Here is an 18,789-nt window from a genome sequence, read left to right as displayed (position 1 = left end):
TTTACCAAGGGCCTATCGAGGCGAGTTACGTCATACGACGCGATAGCGCCACTTGCCAACTTTGGGGTAAGCGCGAAGCCAGTTTAAGAAACCAACCGAACATACGCGGAAAAGTGATATCAATTTTGTTTTTCTCAATGCCCTTGCGGATCGCTTGCGAAGCGAAATCAACGCTGACTTGCATCGGCATTTCAAAATCATTTTGCGCCGTCATAGGCGTTTCAACGAAACCGGGCGATACATGTAAAACCTTGATGCCGCGCTGCGCTAAGTCAACTTGTAAACTTCGGGTTATGTAGTGAATCGCAGCTTTGGAGCCACCATAAGCTTCGGCGCGTGTGAACGGCAACAACCTAGCTGTGCTCCCTACTATCACCAACTTCGCACCGGCTTTAAGATTCGGCAGCAGCGCTTCGACACAACGCATAGTGCCAACAACATTGACCTCAAATACACGAGCAAATAAATCGGCTTCAAAGTTATCGATATCTAGGTATTCGCAAACGCCAGCCGCCAGAATAACCACGTCGAGATCGGTAAAGCTCCGCAGCGCTTGGACAGTCTCATCGGCTTGGGAGATATCGAGTTGTTGCCCAGCAATATGGTTACTATCGATGTTCTGCAGCTCGTCTAAAGCCTGCTGGTTACGTCCGCATGCCACCACATGATGGCCCGCAGCGGCATAGTCGAGCGTCAATTGCTTGCCGATGCCTGAGGTTGCTCCAGTGATCAGGATATTCATGCTGGCACCATTCGTGCTTTGACTTTGCCAATGATGTAACCCAGTAAAGTTACATGCTCATAAATCATCGCACCCATGTCGTAATAGTCACGCTGCATAATGATCTTGTCGTCTTTAAACTCCATATGGCTCACTCCAGGCACAACAATTTCCTGCCCATTTGCAAGTTTTGGGTGCATCAACCGCATCTGCCAATTTACAAACAGATGATCATCGTTCTGCGCATAATCGGTAAAAGCAAAATGACATTCTTCGACGTTTTCCATGGTGTGCTTAAAGTAATGCTGTAAGTCCTCTAAGCCGTGGACCTGATGAATAGGATCGATGAAGGTGACCTCGTCATGATAAAGATCGCCAAGCTTATCGATATTTACATCACTGAACTCATCATAATAGTTGAGTAGACGTTTAATTATTTCAGGCTGATCTTCTTGCGCCTCAAGCTCTTCAGTGCGGTCTTTAGGCTGTTGGTTTTCACTATTACTATCTTGTTTCGACATAAGCTTTCACCTCCGTCTCGCCCTCTACATTTAGCTTATCAACCAGTATAGTCGTTAAAGCTAAAGCGCTTTGAATTTCCTTAGAAAAGTTTCCCGCGCTTGCGCATGATCAACAATCGGCTTGGGATAGTCGACTTGGGCTGCACGCGCCCACTGTGCTGGTGCGTGAATCTCTTTTACCGGGCAATTCGCTAATTCCTTGACGTATTTACGAATATAGCTGCCATCAGGATCAACCTTTTTACTCTGCGAAGTTGGGTTGAAAACGCGGAAATACGGCACCGCATCCGTCCCTGTTGATGCACTCCATTGCCAGCCGCCATTGTTGGCCGGAAAGCTTCCGTCGATGAGGTTTTGCATGAAAAATTGCTCACCACGGCGCCAATCAATATGTAGATCTTTCACCAGAAAGTTCGCCACAATCATGCGTACACGGTTATGCATCCAACCTTCTTGCTGCAGCTGGCGCATGCCTGCATCAACGATCGGATAACCCGTTTTGCCCTCACACCATGCACTAAAATGTTCTTCGTTTTGACTCCATGCAAACGCATCCGTATGTGCCTGAAACGCTTTGCCATAGCTCAAACGTGGCACGGCATCCATTAAATGCTGATAGAACTCACGCCAAGCCAACTCGCTCAACCAAGTTGCAGCACCATCGGGCAGACCAGCAGGAAACTCTGGCGCATGCTGCTGTAACAAACGCGCTGCCGTCACTGGCGAGAGCACCCCAAGTTCCCAATAGGGTGACAATTTCGAAGTACCATGAATAGCTGGTAAGTCGCGGTCTTGGTCATAGTCAGCCACACGCTCTGCAACAAAGCTTTTCAGCAACCGATAAGCTGCTTCCTCACCAACAACGTATGCGCCACTATCCCGCTCAGGGTAATCAAAACGCTCAGGAAAACTTGGTGCGGCCACGCTTGCTCGCTCTGGTTTAGTATAAGGTTGCGGAAGTCCTGTTTGACGCAGATGAGCCAACCAAGATTTATAGTAAGGCGTGAACTTTTTATAGTACTCACCGGCTTGGGTGCGCAAAATAGGTGGTACTAATACCATGCCATGAAACGTACTCACCGCGATGCCTTGTTCGTCAAGCCAGCTTTGGGTCGCGCGATCACGACGCTGTTCATGTACCGGGTACTCACGATTAAAACTTACACTCGAAATAGCGTGTTCAGCACAAAAGTCCCGAACCACACGAGGTACAGTCTGCCAATCACGACAGCCCTTCAGGTGGAGTTCAATACCCCACTCCGCGGCCTCCTGCTGGAGGGTTTGCAAATGACGGCGTAACAAATCGACCTTCATCGGCGCCCAGTCATGCCGCCGCCACTGCTCTTCACTATACAGATAAAGCCCATAAACCTTATTTTTCGGCCCCGCTTTTTGCAGTGCATTTACCACAGCGGGGTTATCGCGTAGCCGCAGATCATTACGAAACCATATTAACTGTGTCATTTAGAGTCCATATCGCAGTTTTAGGTCTTTTGGATAAGGGTTTAAATAGCGTTGCCCAGCTAGATAATCATTTGGAAACTCACGAAGGTAATGACGTAGCAACGTTAATGGCACCAACAGCGGTTCAATTCCTTGGCGGTATGCAAGAATGGCATCCGTTAATTCTGCACGCTGGTCGTCACTCAGCACCGATTTGAAGTAACCTTGGATATGCTGCAATACGTTTGTGTGGTTCGCCCGCGTTGCTGGTTCCGCTAACGCCTGCATGACTTGTTCTATATAGCTCTTAAGAAACTCAGCCGTCATTTCTTGCTGTTGCGCAACTTGACGACCTAACTCCCGATAAACTTGTTGGTTGTGCGCCAACAGTAAAAGTTTCAAGCTGGTGTGAAATCCCAGTAAATCGGCTTTACTTGGTGACTGTGAGAGCCCCTGCCAAGCTGCATAAACAAATACGCGCATGACAAAATTTTCGCGCAAAGCAGGATCATTTAGGCGTCCATCTTCCTCTAACGGTAGCGCCGGATAACGCTGTTGCAACTGTGCGGCAAAAATACCCGTACCTTCTTTACGTGCATGACCGTTTTCAGGGTTATACAACTTGACCCGTTCCATACCGCAGCTTGGTGACTTCGCACAGAGAACATAGCCGCTTATTTGGGTCAGGTGTCCCTTAGCACGGTCGGCAAAATCAGTTAAACGTTCGGTCACATCCTCACCAGTTTTCGGCACAATCGCACGCACGCCATGCTCACGACTTTCTAACCTAATGGTTGGCCGTGGTACCGGCATGCCGATGCCAACCTCCGGGCACAGCTTCACAAACTCGACGTGTCGCCCCAATTCATCGGTACAGAATGCCGAACGTTTATGGCCGCCATCGAAGCGAACCTCATCCCCTAACAAACAAGCACTGATCCCAACTTTTATAGTTTGCATAGTTACTCTCAAACATCGATTAAATCCCTTGCAGACCAGTACGCTGCAAGTAAAAAAAAGTTCATAAAAATCGATCTCAATTTACTGAGTTAACGTAACCACAGAATATCAAGTGAAACAAGCGATGTTTCCTACGAGGCATTAACTATGAACCCTGTACTAAACAACATTCCATTGTTCCCGCTCTCGGGCCATGTTTTGCCTGGCGGCATCATGCGCTTGCGGATCTTTGAACCACGCTACTTGCGGATGGTACGAGAGGTCTGTGCGCAAGGCGATGACGGTCGTATTGGCATGTGTATGTTCAACGACAACGGTTCGGTAGAGCAAAATACCCACATTCATCCAGTTGCCACGCTCGCTCGTGTGATTGACTTTGAACACCGCGATGATGGTCTGCTGGGGATCACCGTTGAGGGTATCGAGCCATGCCAGATCAATACCATCAGCGTTGACTCAGATGGTTTGCGTCGTGGTGAAGTTGCCATACGTGAACCTTGGCAGCCTACACCCTTGCCCACTAGCTACAGTCATCTAGCCGAACGCTTGTGTCAGGTCTACGGTGAGTACCCTGAATTAGGCGAGTGCCCAACTGATGATCGTTTAGCTCGGGCTGATTGGATTTGTCAGCGCTGGCTTGAACTACTCCCAGTGGACGCCAAAGTGAAACAGGAATTATTAAAAGAGCCTTGTTGTTCACGTACGTTGGACTACCTTGCAGGGTTAATTCACGAAAGTGAACGGAAAAGTGATCCGTAGTTATACAACTCACGTAACGGAAAGTAACTTGAGGAAACCTCGGACAGGTATTACTATGCAGACAGTGACCGCTACACAACTAAAACGGAAACCTATGACGTCCTCTGCGCAGCCTGATGACCCAGACCACGCTGCGGCTTTACTCGCCCTTGTTGCAACCGAACAATCTCGCCAAGCATTTAGTGAATTGTTTAGTTACTTCGCGCCGCGCCTTAAAGCCTACGCCACTCGCCAGTTCGGTAACGAACAAACGGCGATGGATTTGGTTCAAGAAACCATGACGAATGTCTGGAACAAAGCACACTTATTCAAGCCAGATCGAGGTTCTGCCTCAACGTGGATATTTACTATTGCACGCAACATCCGTTTTGATTTCCTCAGAAAGAACAAACATCGTCAGCATGATTTAAGTGCCGACGAATTATGGCCGGTTCTCGCCGAACAAAACGATAGTTTAGATGATGACTATGCCCTCGATGATGACCTATTGATGCAACAGCTTGCAGGCTATTGTGAACTTTTGCCAAAGGCTCAGCGTATTGTCATCGAATTGATTTATGTGGAAGGGAAATCACAACAGGAAGTCGCAGACGCACTCGGTATTCCGCTAGGTACCGTTAAGTCTCGCACGCGATTAGCTTTACAGAAATTAAGAGAGTTGATACATAGCGATGATTAAATTTCACCCTAACGAAGAACATTTATTCCATTACGTCACTGGTGACTTGAGTCCAGCGATGCTAATGATGGTCGGTACCCATGTTGACATGTGCCCACATTGCCAAACGCAAGTGCGCGACATGGAAAATACGGTTGCCAATAAACTCTTTGGTCAAGAGCAAGCACCTAAAGAGCTGTTTGCCGCGAACGATAGTTTCAACGGCGATGCGATGTTGCAACAGATCATGTCGCAAACTCCTGCCCGTGACGAGAGCCGCATCACCGGATTGTTGGCAGATGAGCTTGTGCTTGAAGGTAAGCGCTTTAAGTTGCCGGCAACTTTAGCGCGTAGTCAGCACCGGATTGGTGAATGGCACAAGTTGATCGGCCAAATGTGGCGTGCGCCTGTTCAGATCGGTGGTGAAGACGTCCTCACCTTTATCTATATGGACAAGGGCACAAGAGTTCCAGAGCACACCCACAAAGGCCGTGAAGCAACCTTGGTGGTCAACGGTGTATTCAACGATGAAACAGCTGAGTACCGAGATGGTGACTTCGTCTTTTTAGATGGTTCAGTGAAGCACACCCCTGAAACTCGCGACGAAGACTGCCTTACCTTAGCTGCGTTAGACGCACCTATGCAGTTTACTTCTGGTTTGAGCCGCTTGCTCAATCCGTTTAGTAGCTTGTTCTTTAAATAAGCTACACACTCTCTATCATCGCCAATTAAAAAGCCGCTCAACTGAGCGGCTTTTTTGTAACTGCTTTTCGTAACTACTTAGGTTTTGCGTTGCTGACCCGTTGCTTAAGTTTTTGTCCGGGACGGAACGTCACGACTCTGCGCGCCGAAATAGGAATATCTTCACCGGTTTTCGGGTTACGACCTGGACGTTCGTTCTTGGTCCGCAGTTCAAAATTACCAAAACCTGAGAGCTTTACTTCTTCGCCCTGCTCTAACGTACGACGAATTTCTTCAAAAAAGTTCTCAACCAGATCTTTAGCATCACGTTTATTGATACCGAATTTATCAAACAAATGTTCAGCCATATCTGCTTTGGTCAGCGCCATAGCTTACTCCCTAAGGGTTGCCCCAAATTCGTTGGTCAGCATATCAACCACTGCTTTAACCGCAGTATTGATCTCTTGATCTTCTAACGTGCGCTCTGGATGTTGCAACGTTAACGATAACGCTAAACTACGATAACCGTCAGCAACGCCAGAACCCTCATAAACGTCAAATAAGTTTAGGCCAACTAAATGATTTACGCCAATATTTTCAATAGCCTTGAGAACTTCACCCGCAGCTAACTGCATCGGAACAACAATGGCTAAGTCACGACGAATCGATGGGTACTTCGAAACAGGTTGAGCTTGCGGCACTGCGCGCTGTTGCACTGCCGCTAGTTCGAGTTCAAATACATAAGTACGGCCATTGAGACCGAGTTTCTTCTCAAACTGCGGATGCACAGCACCAACATAACCGACGCATTTGCCATTTTTGAAGATGGCAGCTGCTTGGCCAGGATGCAGCGCTGGATGAGAGTCAGCTACAAAGGTGTAGGCTTCAGCTTCGCCAGTTAACGCAAGTAGCGCTTCAACGTCACCTTTGACATCAAAAAAGTCAACGGCACGTTCACCCTCTTGCCAATGTTCAGCAGTGGCTTTACCGGCGCGCACGCCAGCAATCATCGCTTCTTGGCGCACACCATTCTCTGCGCGTTCATCTGGAACAAAACGTAAACCTGTCTCGCAAAAAGCTAGGCTTTGCTGCTGGCGTTTCTGGTTATGCGCAACCGCGCCGAGTAGACCAGGCCAGAGGCTAACACGCATCGATGACATTTCCACACTGATCGGGAATGGCAAAGTTAGCGCTGCAGTTTCATCAAATAATAAGGCTTGATGCTTTGGATCAACAAAACTGTAGGTGATGGCTTCTTGGTAGCCACGATCGATCAGCAAGCGCTTTAATTTCACTGTGCTAACATGTGCCTCTTGGCGCGCCACCATGCGCAGTTGTGCTGCAGGCGCTGCCGCTTGAATACGGTGGTAACCATAAATCCGCGCGACTTCTTCGATCAGATCTTCTTCGATACTAATATCAAAACGGAACGTCGGAACGGTCACCTGCCAAGTCGCATCCGCAAAGCTCACACCAAACCCAAGGCGTTCGAGAATTTCGGTGACTTCTTCGGCATCAAGTTCAATACCTAACACTTTGTTAAGACGTGCTTGGCGTAGGGTGACTTGTTGCGGTTGCGGAATAAAGCGCTCATCTTTCGCTTCGACAATCGGACCCGCTTCACCACCGCAAATGTCGATGATCAATTGCGTAGCACGTTCCATGGCAGTGCGCTGCAACTCAGGATCAACTCCACGTTCATAACGATGTGAGGCATCGGTGTGCAGGCCAAAGCGGCGGGCACGCCCAGCAATCGCCTCTGGTGCAAAGAAGGCGCTTTCAAGGAATATGTTCTTACTATCAACGGTGACACCACTGCCTTCGCCACCGAAAATACCGGCCATCGCTAGCGCTTTTTCTTCGTCTGCAATAACCAAGACATCGTCCTGCAATGTGACTTCATTGCCGTCAAGCAAGGTAAGCTTTTCTTCGGCTTTCGCCATACGTACATGCACCGCACCGCTAAGCTTATCATGGTCAAACGCGTGCATTGGGTGGCCAAGCTCTAGCAAGACGTAGTTGGTAACATCGACTACGGGGTCAATGCTACGAATACCACTACGACGTAAACGCTCGGTTAGCCATAATGGCGACTCAGCAGTAACATTCACGTCACGGACTAGACGCCCCAGATAACGCGGACAAGCTTCTGGCGCATCAAGTACAATCGCACGCTGCTCTTGATGACTCGCGGTAACTGGTTTGATTTCAGGTTCATTAACCTCAATGCGGTTTAACACGCCAACTTCACGCGCAATACCACGCACACCAAGACAGTCGGCACGGTTCGGTGTTAGATCAACGTCGAATGTCACATCGTTGAGCTCTAGGTACTCACGATAGTCCATACCAACTGGTGCATCTTGAGGCAATTCAAGGATGCCATCGTGATCGTCGTTCAAGCCCAGCTCTGAACTCGAGCACAGCATGCCGTGCGACGGCTGACCGCGTAGCTTCGCTTTTTTGATTTTGAAGTCGCCGGGTAACACGGCACCAATGGTCGCCACCGCAACTTTGAGCCCTTGGCGGCAATTCGGCGCACCGCAAACGATGGTCGCGGGTTCAGCTTCACCAATATTGACTTCGGTAACTTGCAACTTGTCTGCGTCTGGATGTTGCCAGCATTTCGTGACTTCACCCACTACTACTTTGCTGAAGGCTTCAGCAACAGGTGTGACATCGTCGACTTCAAGACCAGCCATGCTCAATTGCTCGGCCAGAGCGACTTGATCAAGTGCGGGGTTTACCCAACTACGTAACCACTTTTCACTAAATTTCATCACTGCACCCGAACTAATTAAACTGTTTCAAAAAACGCACGTCGTTTTCAAAAAACGCACGCAAATCGTTAACGCCATAACGCAACATGGTCAGACGCTCAACGCCCATACCAAAGGCAAATCCGGTATATTTTTCGCTATCGATACCCACTGCTTGCAATACCTTTGGATGCACCATCCCACACCCCAATACTTCCAACCATTGACCGTCTTTACGACGCACATCCACCTCTGCGGACGGTTCGGTAAATGGGAAGTAAGATGGGCGGAAACGCACTTCGAGAGATTCCTCAAAGAAGTTCACCAAAAAGTCTTCCAAAATACCTTTCAACTGGGTAAAGCTCACATCCGTATCGACCATTAAGCCTTCAACTTGATGGAACATTGGCGTATGCGTTTGATCGTAGTCGTTGCGGTAGACGCGCCCTGGCGAAATGATTCGCAATGGCGGTTGTTCTTTTTCCATGGTGCGGATTTGTACGCCCGAGGTTTGCGTACGCAACATGGTTTTCGGCGTAAAGTAGAATGTGTCGTGATCAGCACGAGCTGGATGATTCGCAGGAATATTCAACGCGTCAAAGTTATGGAAATCATCCTCAACTTCTGGACCTTCTTCAACACGGAAGCCTAAATCACCGAAGAACTGCTCAATGCGCTGAATCGTTTGCGTCACTGGGTGAAAACCGCCAACCGCCGCACGGCGACCAGGTAAAGTCACGTCGATACGCTCTGCCGCTAGTTTTTCGGCAAGCTGAGCCTGTTTAAGCTCTTCATTACGCGCATTAATCGCCTGCTGAACTTCTTGCTTGGCTTGGTTGATCGCTTGACCCGCTGCTGGGCGTTCTTCCGCCGACAATTTACCTAAACTTTTCAGCTGTTCGGTCAATAATCCTTTTTTGCCCATGTACTCAACCCGCACAGCATCAAGCTCTTGCGGACTGGTAGCGGCAGCGATGGCAGCTTCGGCCTTCGCAACAATGTCATTTAACTCCATGACCTTCCTCGGTGATGTGTTCTTTTGAAAGCGCTTATAATAGCGAAAAACCATAAAAAAAGGGAGCAGTGACGCTCCCTTTTTCAACTTTATTCATGGCTTATAGAGAGCTTTTTGCTTTCTCTACTAGCGCAGCAAAACCATTTTGGTCATGAACTGCGATGTCTGCCAGAATTTTACGATCGATTTCAACAGATGCTTTTTTCAAACCGTTGATAAAGCGGCTGTATGACAAACCGTTTTGACGTGCCGCAGCGTTGATACGCACAATCCACAATTGGCGGAATTGACGTTTCTTCTGACGGCGGTCACGGTATGCATATTGACCTGCTTTGATAACTGCTTGCTTCGCTACGCGATAAACACGTGAACGAGCACCATAATAACCTTTCGCCTGCTTCAGGACTTTCTTGTGACGCGCACGCGCGATCACACCACGTTTTACTCGTGCCATTTGCTATCTCCTTTCCTTACGCGAACGGTAACATACGCTGAACTAAGCCAACATCGGCTTCGTGCACCATGCTTTTAGCACGCAGGTGACGCTTCCGCTTTGAGCTCTTTTTGGTCAGGATGTGACGCAAATGAGACTGTTTACATTTAAAGCCGCCTGAAGCGGTTTTTTTGAAGCGCTTAGATGCGCCCTTTTTCGATTTCATTTTCGGCATGAAAACTACTCCGCATTGTTAACTACAAGTGTAACAGGGTGAGGTTGGCCAATGCCTACCTACTTGTGGACCACAGTTACTTCTTAGCAGGGGCCAGAACCATAATCATCTGGCGACCCTCAGCCCGTCTCGGGAACGACTCAAGAGTTGATATCTCTTGCAAATCGTCTTTGATACGATTCAACAATTCGATACCGAGTTCTTGGTGCGCCATTTCACGGCCACGGAAACGAACGGTGACTTTAGTTTTGTCACCTCCCTCGAGGAAGCGAGTCAGGTTGCGTAGTTTTACCTGATAATCGCCCTCATCAGTACCAGGACGGAATTTAACTTCCTTAACCTGAATCTGTTTCTGATTTTTCTTTTGCTCTTTCGCGTTCTTAGCTTTTTCGTAGAGGAACTTGCCATAATCCATCAGACGACATACTGGTGGCTCCGCATTAGGGCTAATTTCCACCAGATCAACACCGGCCTCTTCGGCCTTCTCAAGAGCTTCTTGAATACTTACGACACCAATCTGTTCACCTTCAACGCCGATCAAGCGCACTTCATTAACGCGAATTTCGTCGTTGATACGATTTTTGTCAGCAGCTTTCTGAGTTCTTTTTCCGCCTTTAATGGGTCATTCCTCCAATCAATTAACTAATTTTGCGACTACGTACTTCGTCTTGCAGCTCTGCAATAAATTGCTCCAGGCCTTTTACGCCTTGGTCTTCACCGCGACGGGTACGTACCGCAACCGCTTGGTTCTCGACTTCTTTATCGCCGACAACCAACATATAAGGAACACGTTTTAATGTGTGTTCGCGAATTTTAAAGCCTATTTTCTCATTTCTCAAGTCGGCTGTCGCCCTAAATCCGAGTTTATTCAACTCTTTTACGGTATTTTTGACGAAATCAGCCTGATTATCGGTGATATTCATCACCACAATCTGTGTTGGCGCAAGCCAAACTGGGAAATAACCGGCATATTCTTCAATAAGAATACCCATAAAACGCTCAAGCGAGCCCAAAATCGCACGGTGAATCATCACCGGCGTGTGGCGCTCGTTGTCTTCGCCCACATAAGTTGCGCCTAAACGGCCTGGCAAGGCGAAGTCGAGCTGTACGGTACCGCACTGCCAAGCACGACCTAAACAGTCATGCAGCGTGAATTCAATTTTTGGACCATAGAAGGCGCCTTCACCGGGCAGATATTCAAATTCAATACCATTGTTCTTCAGTGCTTCAGCGAGCGCTTGCTCGGCATGATCCCACGTTGCATCATCACCCAAACGTTTTTCTGGACGCGTTGAAAGTTTCACGACAATGTCTTCGAAACCAAAGGTTTTATAGGTTTCATAAACCATTTTAATACAGCCGCTAACTTCTTCTTGCACTTGCTCAGGCGTACAGAAGATGTGCGCATCATCTTGCGTAAAGCCGCGTACACGCATCAAACCATGCAATGCACCCGAAGGTTCATTACGGTGACAGCAGCCAAACTCAGCCATGCGCAGCGGCAAATCACGGTAGGATTTCAAACCCTGGTTAAAGATTTGTACGTGCCCAGGGCAGTTCATCGGCTTAATCGCATACTCGCGGTTTTCTGACGCAGTGGTGAACATCAGTTCTGAGAATTTTTCCCAGTGACCTGATTTTTCCCACAGTACGCGGTCCATCATGAACGGACCTTTCACCTCTTGGTAATTATATTCACGCAACTTCTCGCGCACATAGGTCTCAAGTTCTTGGAACACGGTCCAGCCGTTGTGATGCCAGAACACCATACCCGGCGCTTCTTCTTGCCAGTGGAAGAGATCTTGTGACTTACCAATTTTGCGGTGATCACGTTTTTCAGCTTCTTCAAGACGCTGTAAATAAGCTTTTAGTTGTTTCTTATCTGACCATGCAGTGCCGTAAATACGCTGCAACATCTTGTTGTCAGAGCTGCCACGCCAGTACGCACCCGCCACTTTCATAATTTTGAAATGCTGGCAGAACTTCATGTTCGGTACGTGCGGACCACGACACATGTCAGTGTATTCTTCGTGATGATAAAGCGCAGGACGATCGTCTTGGCTTATGTTTTCATCAAGAATTTCAATTTTGTACGGTTCGTGGCGTTCAACAAAAGTCTCGCGAGCTTCTTGCCAGCTCACTTTCTTTTTCACCACTTCGTATTCAGTCTTTGCCAGTTCTTTCATACGCTTCTCGAGCGCGTCAAGATCGTCTTGGGTTAGGGCTTTATCAAGGTCAACGTCGTAATAAAAACCGTTATCAATGACCGGACCTATCGCCATTTTCACTTGTGGGAACAGTTGTTTTAACGCATGGCCTAACAGGTGCGCACACGAGTGGCGGATGATCTCCACGCCTTCCTCGTCTTTCGGGGTAATAATGTGGACTGTCGCGTCTTCGGTAATCTGGTCACAGGCATCGGCCAGTTCACCATTGATTTTGCCGGCCACAGTCGCTTTTGCGAGGCCAGGACCGATATCTTGAGCTACTTCGAGAATAGAGACAGGTTTATCGAAAGCGCGTTGACTTCCATCAGGCAGCGTTACTACAGGCATTCTTTTGTTCCTTTAACAGTGGTGGCACCTACCAAGTGTCACTTGTGATTCAACGAGAAGCGGCCACTATACCGCATGGCTGCAGCGCACGCAATGCAACGCTTGGACTTGTTTTGTCGGGCGGGTATGATAGCGCGCTATGGAATCAATTCTTGGCCCCTTGGCCGCCCTTTTTGCCGCGCTCTTTTGGGCCCTTGCTACCCTGCTTTACAGTCAGGCGGGAAGCTATTTGTCGGCTAGCCAATTAAACCTCGTCAAAGGCTTTGTCGCAGTCCCCCTGCTGTTTATTGTGGGCCTTATAACGCAGCAATTGGTGCAGTTTGATGGTAGTGCGGCGGCATGGTTACTCTTAGCCAGTGGGGTCATCGGCATCACGGTTGGCGATACACTCTACTTCACCGCGCTGCGCCGTATTGGCCCTTGGTATACCATGCTGTTCGAATACTTAGCCCCACCCTTTGCGGCAGGTATAGCTTGGCTGTGGTTACAGGAGGCGATGACCGCACGCGAATTACTAGCGGCACTCGTGGTGCTGGTCGGCATCATCGTTATTACCACCGAGCGTAACTCACAACGCCCTCAGGCGCACTTGAACGTTTCAGGGATGACCGCGGCAACGGGAGCGGCGTTGTGCCAAGCTTTGGGTCTTGTGATGGCATTTGAGGCTTTAGCGAGCTTTAATGTAAATCCGCTGCAAGCGGCCTTCGTACGTCTCGCCGCTGGCACGGCTGCGCTTACCGTTGCACTGATTTTATTAAAGCCCAAAATGTTTCTACAAACCAAAGCTGCGCTACGCCATACGTCGCTGCCTTGGTTGCTGGTTGCCATTTTTATGGGCACCTTTTTAGCTATTTGGTTGCAACAAACCGCTATTGCCTACCTGCACCCCGGACTCGCGCAAACGCTACTCGCCACTGCTCCCCTTTGGCTTATCCCAATTCAATGGTGGCGGGGCGAGCCGCCCACGTTGCGCAGTATTGCTGGAGCACTTATCGCCGCAGTCGGTATCGCTTTGCTGTTTTTGCGTTGATCTCTTTACACAACGCTTAGCTTCTTTACGTGGCGGGAATAACTTCTTTGCACCATAATCAGTTTAGGTTGAATGCAAAAGCGAGAGGCTCGCTATGAATGTTGAAAAACTTCACGACGCCGCAGTGCGCTGCCCTCACTGCGGCCATCAAATCCATGTGAGCATTGATGTCTCGCAAGGTGATCAAGATTATCAAGATGAATGCCCGGCCTGCGGCAGTGATGTGCATTTAGATGTTCACGTCGACGACGCACAAGACAAAATCATCGTCAAAGTGTTAGAAGAATAAAAAGCGATGTTCGCTATTCGCTGTTTGCTGTTTGTTTAAACAAAGAGCGAGCGCAAGCGAGCGTGCGAACAGCTAATAGCGCTTTTAACGTTTTTGTTCTAGGTAGCGATTGACGGTGTCGACGATGGTGATGGTTTGTTGATCGAACTCTAGGTTTACCTTGTCGCCCGGCGTTAAATCAGCAAGGTTTGTTAGGCGCAACGTTTCAGGGATTAAATGGAGCGAAAACTGACTATCGTGTACTTGGCCTATTGTAAGGCTCGCACCATTGACGCTGATAAAGCCTTTAGCAAACACATAAGGTTTAAACTCTGCTGGGAAAGCTATCCACATGGCCACGTTGTCAGCCGTTTCGGTCATTGTCTCAAGGGTGCCGGTGGTATGAATATGACCGGATACATGGTGGCCACCGATTTCGTCGCCAACCTTTAATGAACGCTCCAGGTTAACTTCACTGCCTATTTTAAGCTCGCCCAAGTTGGTAAGTTTCAAAGTCTCATCAATGACGTCAAAACGCACGGTATCTGTGGTAAATTGAACCACTGTTAAACAACAACCGTTAATAGCAATACTGGCACCTATTTCGAGATTCTCTAGAAATTGCGGTGCTACCTGTAAGGTCAGCTGACGAAATTGTTCACGTTGTTCAATGGCAATAATTTCAGCTTGGGTTTGTACGATACCGGTAAACATGATGCGCGACTGGCTCCAACGACAATTAGTAGGCTCTATTGTACGGCCTCTGAGCGGCCTTGGCTACGTCTTCGTGGCGCTCTTAGTCAGCTCCTGTAGTGAAGTACCGACGGCGCTAACAGCGCTTGATGATTATCAGCGCCGCGTCGCCAACACCTTGCAACTTGAGCCTATTGCCTACCAACCTGTAAGTTTTCCGCAATTGCCGAATAGCCGCGACCTTCGCGTGCAGGTTCCACGCATTAGCGTTTCGCTCCTTGACTCATGGCGCCTTGACCAATGTGCGGCGGGGCAACTCATTGCACAGCGCAACAGTGCTTTAGGAAAGCTTGAAGAAGGTATCAGTCGCTACTTCACCGATCTTCAACTCACGCAAGCGATGAAGACCTGTGTAACGGAACTCGAGCAGGCGGGTGAAGCACAACTCGCTAAGCGCTTAGCGAGTGCCTTACAAGAAAAACGACAGACCCTTGCAGCCAGCAAACAACTCGCGATTGCGACCGATGACGCCTTGCGTCACAGTTTACGTTTCGCACCAAGTACACTAGCAGCGCCCGATGATGCTGCGTTTGCCAATGCCCTAGCGTCCCTCGACCATGTGCTAGCGGTATTACAAGAGCCTTCGCAGCAACCGCCACAGGTCTCACGTGAACAACTCGAAAGTGCGCTCGAACAGCTGCATCAATCAGACTACCTGCCCCGCTTGTGGCGTTCCTTACATACCTTAGAGGCTTACTTACAACAGCTAGCGCCCCTAACCGAAGACCTGGTGGGTCTGGCTGGCTGTAGCAGCAAAGGAAGACCGCAACGCCCAGAGGTATTGCATACGGTCTTCCTTAAATTCTTTATCGCTAAAGTTCAACCTGAGCTCGCTGGTTATACCCGCCAAGGTTATCTTGTGAATGAGCGCCTTGCCCAGCTTGCGGTAATCAGTGAACAGGCAGCTTTAAAAGACTATATTCAACGTCTGATGCAATTAACCGACAAGTTAAACGAACGCAGTAAAGGTCATGTCAAGCCATGGCAACGGTTCTTTGCAGCCTGTGACTTTACTCCAGGCTAACTACCTCTCTTGGTGTATCGACTTTTCTGCGATATTATTGATAATAATTCTCATTAAGACCCCTATTGAATCAAGAGGACGTAGTTATGAAACTTAAGTTGACTGTACTTGCACTAACCGCAGCCATCGGCTTGCATGCGCCTACATTGCAAGCAGACGAGGAACAACGTTACGAGCATTTCAAAGGCCAACCAGCGAAAAACTTGGATCAAGCTTTATTTAATTTGGCGAATTTCAATGCCAAGCTTGAGCAGATCATGGCGAAAGAGGAGTTGACCGCAAATGATATGGCGACCATTCACCAGCTGAGCTACACCCTTGAAAATGCCCTGCAACGCCTCGATGAAGAGGTAGACACCATGCAAGAGGTGCTCGAAGAAGTGCACCTCGCATCAGAAAGCATGGATTTTGAAACGGTACAAAAACAAGGTAAGGTTTACCTCGAATCGACCGGTAAAATCGTTAAAAAATAAGGACACTTATGCGCTTTAGCAGTACCTCGAGTTACATCGTCGCGGACGAACTAGCACTGGCAGTCAACGCTGCTGTAACCCTTGAAAAGCCCCTCTTATTAAAAGGTGAGCCTGGTACTGGTAAAACAAGACTTGCGGAAGAGCTCGCCGCAAGTCTTGGCGTGCCCTTGCTACGTTGGCAGATCAAATCGACCACCAAAGCACAGCAAGGTTTGTATGAGTATGATGCTGTTTCGCGTTTGCGCGATAGCCAATTGGGCAGCGACAAAGTACACGATATTGCCAATTACATTAAACCCGGTAAGCTCTGGCAGGCGTTCACAGCGCCTGAGCGTCCAGTGTTGCTGATCGATGAAATCGATAAAGCTGATATTGAGTTTCCAAATGATTTGTTGCACGAGCTCGATCAAATGGAATTTCATGTGTATGAAACTGGTGAACAGGTTACGGCGAAGCACCGCCCGATTGTGGTGATCACTTCGAACAATGAAAAAGAGCTGCCAGATGCATTCTTGCGCCGTTGCTTCTTTCACTACATTAACTTCCCGGACGCTGAAACTTTGGCGCAAATTGTTCGCGTGCATCACCCTGATATTCAACGCGAACTGCTACAAACAGCACTCGAAGTATTCTTTGACGTGCGCAAGCTACCCAATTTAAAGAAAAAGCCTTCAACTTCAGAGCTCATTGACTGGTTGAAGCTACTTTTGGTTGAAGATATTGGTGTACGTGATTTAAAAGCTAGCAACGGACTGATGCCCATGTTCGGCGCCCTACTTAAAAATGAGCAAGACGTGCAGCTTGTTGAAAAACTAGCGTTTATGACCCGCCGTCGAGAAAGCTAATGCTCATTGAGTTTTTCTTTACACTGCGCAAGCACGGTTTGAAAACCAGTATTACCGAGCTTATGGATTTGCTTTCAGCGCTTGAGAAGCAAGTGGTGTTTGCCGACGTTGAAGCGTTTTACTACCTTGCCCGGTTAACCTTAGTTAAAGACGAAAGCCAATTTGACCGTTTTGACCGCGCCTTTGCCGAGTACTTTGAAGGTGTCGAACAAGTCGACCTTAGTAGTGCTATTCCAGAAAACTGGTTACGCCGCTCGCTGCAGCGTCAACTCACCGACGAAGACAAAGCTAAGCTGCAAAGTATGGGTGGCCTAGATGAGCTCCTGAAGGCCTTTCAACAACGCATGAAGGAACAACAGGAACGTCATGCCGGCGGCAATAAATGGATTGGTACCGGCGGCACCTCGCCTTTTGGTGCCTATGGTTACAACCCCGAAGGCATTCGTATCGGCCAAGACGGTTCGAATGCCCGCCGAGCGGCCAAAGTGTGGGACAAGCGCGAGTTTCGTGATCTCGACACCGAGGGCGAGCTGAACAACCGCACCATGCAACTCGCTTTGCGTAAGCTGCGTAAATTCGCCCGTACCGGCAGCGCAGAAGAGCTCGATCTGGATGAAACGATTCGTGCAACTTCACAAAAAGCCGGCTTGCTTGACTTAAAATGGCGCCCAGAGCGCCATAACGCAGTTAAGGTATTGCTGTTATTTGATGTCGGTGGCTCGATGGATGACTTCATCTATGAATGCCAGCAACTTTTTGCCGCGGCGCGTAGCGAGTTTAAGCACCTTGAGTTTTATTACTTCCACAACTGTGTTTATGAGGAAGTGTGGCAATCCAACGAGCGGCGCTTTAGCGAAAAAACCTCAACACGTGAGCTGATTAATAAATATGGGCGCGACTACAAACTCATTTTTGTCGGCGATGCGACCATGGGGCCCTACGAAATAGCATATCCTGGTGGTAGTGTTGAACATTGGAACGAAGAACCAGGACAGGTGTGGATGCGCCGTTTGCTTAATCATTTTGATAATGCTGTATGGCTTAATCCGCAACCGCTAGAGCATTGGAAGTGGCATCATTCTATCGATATGATGCACGAGCTCATGGGCGGACGCATGTACCCGATGACCCTCGATGGTATTAGCGAGGCAATTACGACGCTGTTGAAAAAATCTGCTGTAACTGCCCCCGTTTCTTAAGTAAATCCGCTAGCGTAAATTCGTGCAAATAGTCGTAAAACAGTTCCTTACCGCGCGCTACAATGCCCTTCAGTTCACACGCTGGTAGTGCCACACAGTATGGGTTATGGCACTCAATCCATGGCTCATCACCTTCAAGTTGGCGTATCACATAGTCTAAGCGAATCTCATTGGGAGCTTTGGCTAAGAAAAAGCCACCGTTCTTACCACGACGCGTTTCAATAAGCTGCAATCGGCCGAGATGATGAACGACTTTGTTAACGTGATTGCTCGAGAGATCAAAGGTCTCGCAAATCGCTTTTATCGTGGTTAACTTACCTTTAGCATCATCGCTAGAACGCCCATCAACGCCCTCTTTGGTGCCGAGGTACATCAGGATCCGCAAACCATAATCGGTATACTTTTTTAACTGCATCACTTAGGCCTATTGTTTTCTATGTTCAAAGCTTGATCTTCA

22 protein-coding genes are annotated in these 18,789 nt (G+C 48.5%); 9 read left to right on the top strand and 13 right to left on the bottom strand.

Annotated elements, in window-relative coordinates; all coding sequences use genetic code 11:
* Positions 1-25: 25 nt before the first annotated feature.
* Genes CWI70_RS02020 through CWI70_RS02005 form a run of 4 tightly spaced genes read right to left on the bottom strand, consistent with a single transcriptional unit; the run spans position 26 to position 3,645 of the window.
* Positions 26-742 carry an SDR family NAD(P)-dependent oxidoreductase gene (locus CWI70_RS02020; RefSeq protein ID WP_126770098.1) on the bottom strand — a complete coding sequence of 239 codons (717 nt, stop codon included), beginning with the start codon at positions 740-742 and terminating at the stop codon, positions 26-28.
* Positions 739-1,242 carry a nuclear transport factor 2 family protein gene (locus CWI70_RS02015; protein ID WP_126770096.1) on the bottom strand — a complete coding sequence of 168 codons (504 nt, stop codon included), beginning with the start codon at positions 1,240-1,242 and terminating at the stop codon, positions 739-741. The genes CWI70_RS02020 and CWI70_RS02015 overlap by 4 nt, the downstream gene beginning before the upstream one ends.
* A gap of 60 nt (positions 1,243-1,302) precedes the next feature.
* Positions 1,303-2,706, bottom strand: coding sequence for a deoxyribodipyrimidine photo-lyase (phrB, locus tag CWI70_RS02010; RefSeq protein ID WP_126770094.1), 1,404 nt, complete (start codon positions 2,704-2,706; stop codon positions 1,303-1,305).
* Entirely contained in the window at positions 2,707-3,645 is a 939-nt protein-coding gene (locus CWI70_RS02005) for a YbgA family protein (protein ID WP_126770092.1), read from the bottom strand.
* A 147-nt stretch (positions 3,646-3,792) separates the two neighbouring features.
* On the opposite strand from CWI70_RS02005, the gene CWI70_RS02000 reads away from it, so the two are divergent.
* The 3 genes from CWI70_RS02000 to CWI70_RS01990 all read left to right on the top strand — a co-directional run bounded on the left by CWI70_RS02000 (position 3,793) and on the right by CWI70_RS01990 (position 5,765).
* The gene (locus tag CWI70_RS02000; protein WP_126770090.1) at positions 3,793-4,404 is read left to right on the top strand and encodes an LON peptidase substrate-binding domain-containing protein; all 612 of its coding nucleotides are present in this window, start codon (positions 3,793-3,795) and stop codon (positions 4,402-4,404) included.
* A gap of 94 nt (positions 4,405-4,498) precedes the next feature.
* Entirely contained in the window at positions 4,499-5,083 is a 585-nt protein-coding gene (locus CWI70_RS01995) for a sigma-70 family RNA polymerase sigma factor (protein ID WP_241967802.1), read from the top strand.
* On the top strand, positions 5,076-5,765 hold the full coding sequence (locus tag CWI70_RS01990; RefSeq protein ID WP_126770086.1) for a ChrR family anti-sigma-E factor: 690 nt from the start codon (positions 5,076-5,078) through the stop codon (positions 5,763-5,765). The genes CWI70_RS01995 and CWI70_RS01990 overlap by 8 nt, the downstream gene beginning before the upstream one ends.
* A 73-nt stretch (positions 5,766-5,838) precedes the next feature.
* Here CWI70_RS01990 and CWI70_RS01985 read toward each other — a convergent pair whose 3' ends face one another.
* The 7 genes from CWI70_RS01985 to thrS all read right to left on the bottom strand — a co-directional run bounded on the left by CWI70_RS01985 (position 5,839) and on the right by thrS (position 12,740).
* Positions 5,839-6,132 (bottom strand): integration host factor subunit alpha, encoded by a 294-nt coding sequence (locus tag CWI70_RS01985; RefSeq protein ID WP_126770084.1) that lies wholly within the window; start codon positions 6,130-6,132, stop codon positions 5,839-5,841.
* Between the two features lie 3 nt (positions 6,133-6,135).
* Positions 6,136-8,523 (bottom strand): phenylalanine--tRNA ligase subunit beta, encoded by a 2,388-nt coding sequence (pheT, locus tag CWI70_RS01980; protein WP_126770082.1) that lies wholly within the window; start codon positions 8,521-8,523, stop codon positions 6,136-6,138.
* Between the two features lie 13 nt (positions 8,524-8,536).
* A complete protein-coding gene (gene pheS, locus CWI70_RS01975) occupies positions 8,537-9,517 on the bottom strand; it encodes a phenylalanine--tRNA ligase subunit alpha (RefSeq protein ID WP_126770080.1) in 981 nt (326 codons plus the stop codon).
* Positions 9,518-9,617: 100 nt separating this feature from the next.
* On the bottom strand, positions 9,618-9,971 hold the full coding sequence (gene rplT, locus CWI70_RS01970; protein ID WP_126770078.1) for a 50S ribosomal protein L20: 354 nt from the start codon (positions 9,969-9,971) through the stop codon (positions 9,618-9,620).
* A gap of 16 nt (positions 9,972-9,987) precedes the next feature.
* Positions 9,988-10,185 (bottom strand): 50S ribosomal protein L35, encoded by a 198-nt coding sequence (rpmI, locus tag CWI70_RS01965; protein ID WP_026862320.1) that lies wholly within the window; start codon positions 10,183-10,185, stop codon positions 9,988-9,990.
* Between the two features lie 76 nt (positions 10,186-10,261).
* Positions 10,262-10,804 (bottom strand): translation initiation factor IF-3, encoded by a 543-nt coding sequence (infC, locus tag CWI70_RS01960; RefSeq protein WP_126770076.1) that lies wholly within the window; start codon positions 10,802-10,804, stop codon positions 10,262-10,264.
* A gap of 19 nt (positions 10,805-10,823) precedes the next feature.
* The gene (thrS, locus tag CWI70_RS01955; RefSeq protein ID WP_126770074.1) at positions 10,824-12,740 is read right to left on the bottom strand and encodes a threonine--tRNA ligase; all 1,917 of its coding nucleotides are present in this window, start codon (positions 12,738-12,740) and stop codon (positions 10,824-10,826) included.
* A gap of 139 nt (positions 12,741-12,879) precedes the next feature.
* Between thrS and CWI70_RS01950 the strand changes: the two genes are divergently transcribed.
* A complete protein-coding gene (locus CWI70_RS01950) occupies positions 12,880-13,770 on the top strand; it encodes a DMT family transporter (RefSeq protein WP_126770072.1) in 891 nt (296 codons plus the stop codon).
* Positions 13,771-13,864: 94 nt separating this feature from the next.
* Positions 13,865-14,059, top strand: a complete 195-nt coding sequence (locus tag CWI70_RS01945) for a CPXCG motif-containing cysteine-rich protein (protein WP_126770070.1) — start codon at positions 13,865-13,867, stop codon at positions 14,057-14,059.
* An 84-nt stretch (positions 14,060-14,143) separates the two neighbouring features.
* Here the strand turns inward: CWI70_RS01945 and CWI70_RS01940 are convergent, their stop codons facing one another.
* Positions 14,144-14,752, bottom strand: a complete 609-nt coding sequence (locus tag CWI70_RS01940) for a riboflavin synthase subunit alpha (RefSeq protein ID WP_126770069.1) — start codon at positions 14,750-14,752, stop codon at positions 14,144-14,146.
* Between CWI70_RS01940 and CWI70_RS01935 the strand changes: the two genes are divergently transcribed.
* The 4 genes from CWI70_RS01935 to CWI70_RS01920 all read left to right on the top strand — a co-directional run bounded on the left by CWI70_RS01935 (position 14,751) and on the right by CWI70_RS01920 (position 18,332).
* The gene (locus CWI70_RS01935) at positions 14,751-15,815 is read left to right on the top strand and encodes a DUF3080 family protein (protein WP_157980846.1); all 1,065 of its coding nucleotides are present in this window, start codon (positions 14,751-14,753) and stop codon (positions 15,813-15,815) included. The two genes, CWI70_RS01940 and CWI70_RS01935, sit on opposite strands and share 2 nt — an antisense overlap.
* A gap of 86 nt (positions 15,816-15,901) precedes the next feature.
* The gene (locus tag CWI70_RS01930) at positions 15,902-16,288 is read left to right on the top strand and encodes a DUF6746 family protein (protein ID WP_126770065.1); all 387 of its coding nucleotides are present in this window, start codon (positions 15,902-15,904) and stop codon (positions 16,286-16,288) included.
* A gap of 8 nt (positions 16,289-16,296) precedes the next feature.
* The gene (locus CWI70_RS01925; RefSeq protein ID WP_126770063.1) at positions 16,297-17,133 is read left to right on the top strand and encodes an AAA family ATPase; all 837 of its coding nucleotides are present in this window, start codon (positions 16,297-16,299) and stop codon (positions 17,131-17,133) included.
* Positions 17,133-18,332 (top strand): vWA domain-containing protein, encoded by a 1,200-nt coding sequence (locus CWI70_RS01920; protein WP_126770061.1) that lies wholly within the window; start codon positions 17,133-17,135, stop codon positions 18,330-18,332. Before CWI70_RS01925 ends, CWI70_RS01920 begins: the two co-directional genes overlap by 1 nt.
* Here CWI70_RS01920 and CWI70_RS01915 read toward each other — a convergent pair.
* Complete coding sequence (locus CWI70_RS01915) at positions 18,286-18,747, bottom strand: Rrf2 family transcriptional regulator (RefSeq protein ID WP_126770059.1); 462 nt, start codon at positions 18,745-18,747, stop codon at positions 18,286-18,288. The two genes, CWI70_RS01920 and CWI70_RS01915, sit on opposite strands and share 47 nt — an antisense overlap.
* Positions 18,748-18,789: the final 42 nt, after the last annotated feature.

This window comes from Pseudidiomarina homiensis (assembly GCF_003987225.1).
Taxonomy (GTDB): Bacteria; Pseudomonadota; Gammaproteobacteria; order Enterobacterales; family Alteromonadaceae; genus Pseudidiomarina; species Pseudidiomarina homiensis.
This window is presented reverse-complemented; position numbering and strand designations above follow the sequence as displayed.

What these genes read in the sequence shown, in the direction of transcription:
- CWI70_RS02000 (WP_126770090.1), top strand. Translation starts at nt 3,793, where the DNA reads ATGAACCCTGTACTAAACAACATTCCATTGTTCCCGCTCTCGGGCCAT.
- CWI70_RS01935 (WP_157980846.1), top strand. Translation starts at nt 14,751, where the DNA reads ATGATGCGCGACTGGCTCCAACGACAATTAGTAGGCTCTATTGTACGG.
- CWI70_RS01945 (WP_126770070.1), top strand. Translation starts at nt 13,865, where the DNA reads ATGAATGTTGAAAAACTTCACGACGCCGCAGTGCGCTGCCCTCACTGC.
- CWI70_RS02005 (WP_126770092.1), bottom strand. Translation starts at nt 3,645, where the DNA reads ATGCAAACTATAAAAGTTGGGATCAGTGCTTGTTTGTTAGGGGATGAG.
- CWI70_RS01985 (WP_126770084.1), bottom strand. Translation starts at nt 6,132, where the DNA reads ATGGCGCTGACCAAAGCAGATATGGCTGAACATTTGTTTGATAAATTC.
- CWI70_RS02020 (WP_126770098.1), bottom strand. Translation starts at nt 742, where the DNA reads ATGAATATCCTGATCACTGGAGCAACCTCAGGCATCGGCAAGCAATTG.
- pheT (WP_126770082.1), bottom strand. Translation starts at nt 8,523, where the DNA reads ATGAAATTTAGTGAAAAGTGGTTACGTAGTTGGGTAAACCCCGCACTT.
- CWI70_RS01925 (WP_126770063.1), top strand. Translation starts at nt 16,297, where the DNA reads ATGCGCTTTAGCAGTACCTCGAGTTACATCGTCGCGGACGAACTAGCA.
- pheS (WP_126770080.1), bottom strand. Translation starts at nt 9,517, where the DNA reads ATGGAGTTAAATGACATTGTTGCGAAGGCCGAAGCTGCCATCGCTGCC.
- CWI70_RS01920 (WP_126770061.1), top strand. Translation starts at nt 17,133, where the DNA reads ATGCTCATTGAGTTTTTCTTTACACTGCGCAAGCACGGTTTGAAAACC.
- CWI70_RS01930 (WP_126770065.1), top strand. Translation starts at nt 15,902, where the DNA reads ATGAAACTTAAGTTGACTGTACTTGCACTAACCGCAGCCATCGGCTTG.
- CWI70_RS01950 (WP_126770072.1), top strand. Translation starts at nt 12,880, where the DNA reads ATGGAATCAATTCTTGGCCCCTTGGCCGCCCTTTTTGCCGCGCTCTTT.
- phrB (WP_126770094.1), bottom strand. Translation starts at nt 2,706, where the DNA reads ATGACACAGTTAATATGGTTTCGTAATGATCTGCGGCTACGCGATAAC.
- CWI70_RS01915 (WP_126770059.1), bottom strand. Translation starts at nt 18,747, where the DNA reads ATGCAGTTAAAAAAGTATACCGATTATGGTTTGCGGATCCTGATGTAC.
- rplT (WP_126770078.1), bottom strand. Translation starts at nt 9,971, where the DNA reads ATGGCACGAGTAAAACGTGGTGTGATCGCGCGTGCGCGTCACAAGAAA.
- CWI70_RS01995 (WP_241967802.1), top strand. Translation starts at nt 4,499, where the DNA reads ATGACGTCCTCTGCGCAGCCTGATGACCCAGACCACGCTGCGGCTTTA.
- rpmI (WP_026862320.1), bottom strand. Translation starts at nt 10,185, where the DNA reads ATGCCGAAAATGAAATCGAAAAAGGGCGCATCTAAGCGCTTCAAAAAA.
- CWI70_RS01990 (WP_126770086.1), top strand. Translation starts at nt 5,076, where the DNA reads ATGATTAAATTTCACCCTAACGAAGAACATTTATTCCATTACGTCACT.
- CWI70_RS01940 (WP_126770069.1), bottom strand. Translation starts at nt 14,752, where the DNA reads ATGTTTACCGGTATCGTACAAACCCAAGCTGAAATTATTGCCATTGAA.
- thrS (WP_126770074.1), bottom strand. Translation starts at nt 12,740, where the DNA reads ATGCCTGTAGTAACGCTGCCTGATGGAAGTCAACGCGCTTTCGATAAA.
- CWI70_RS02015 (WP_126770096.1), bottom strand. Translation starts at nt 1,242, where the DNA reads ATGTCGAAACAAGATAGTAATAGTGAAAACCAACAGCCTAAAGACCGC.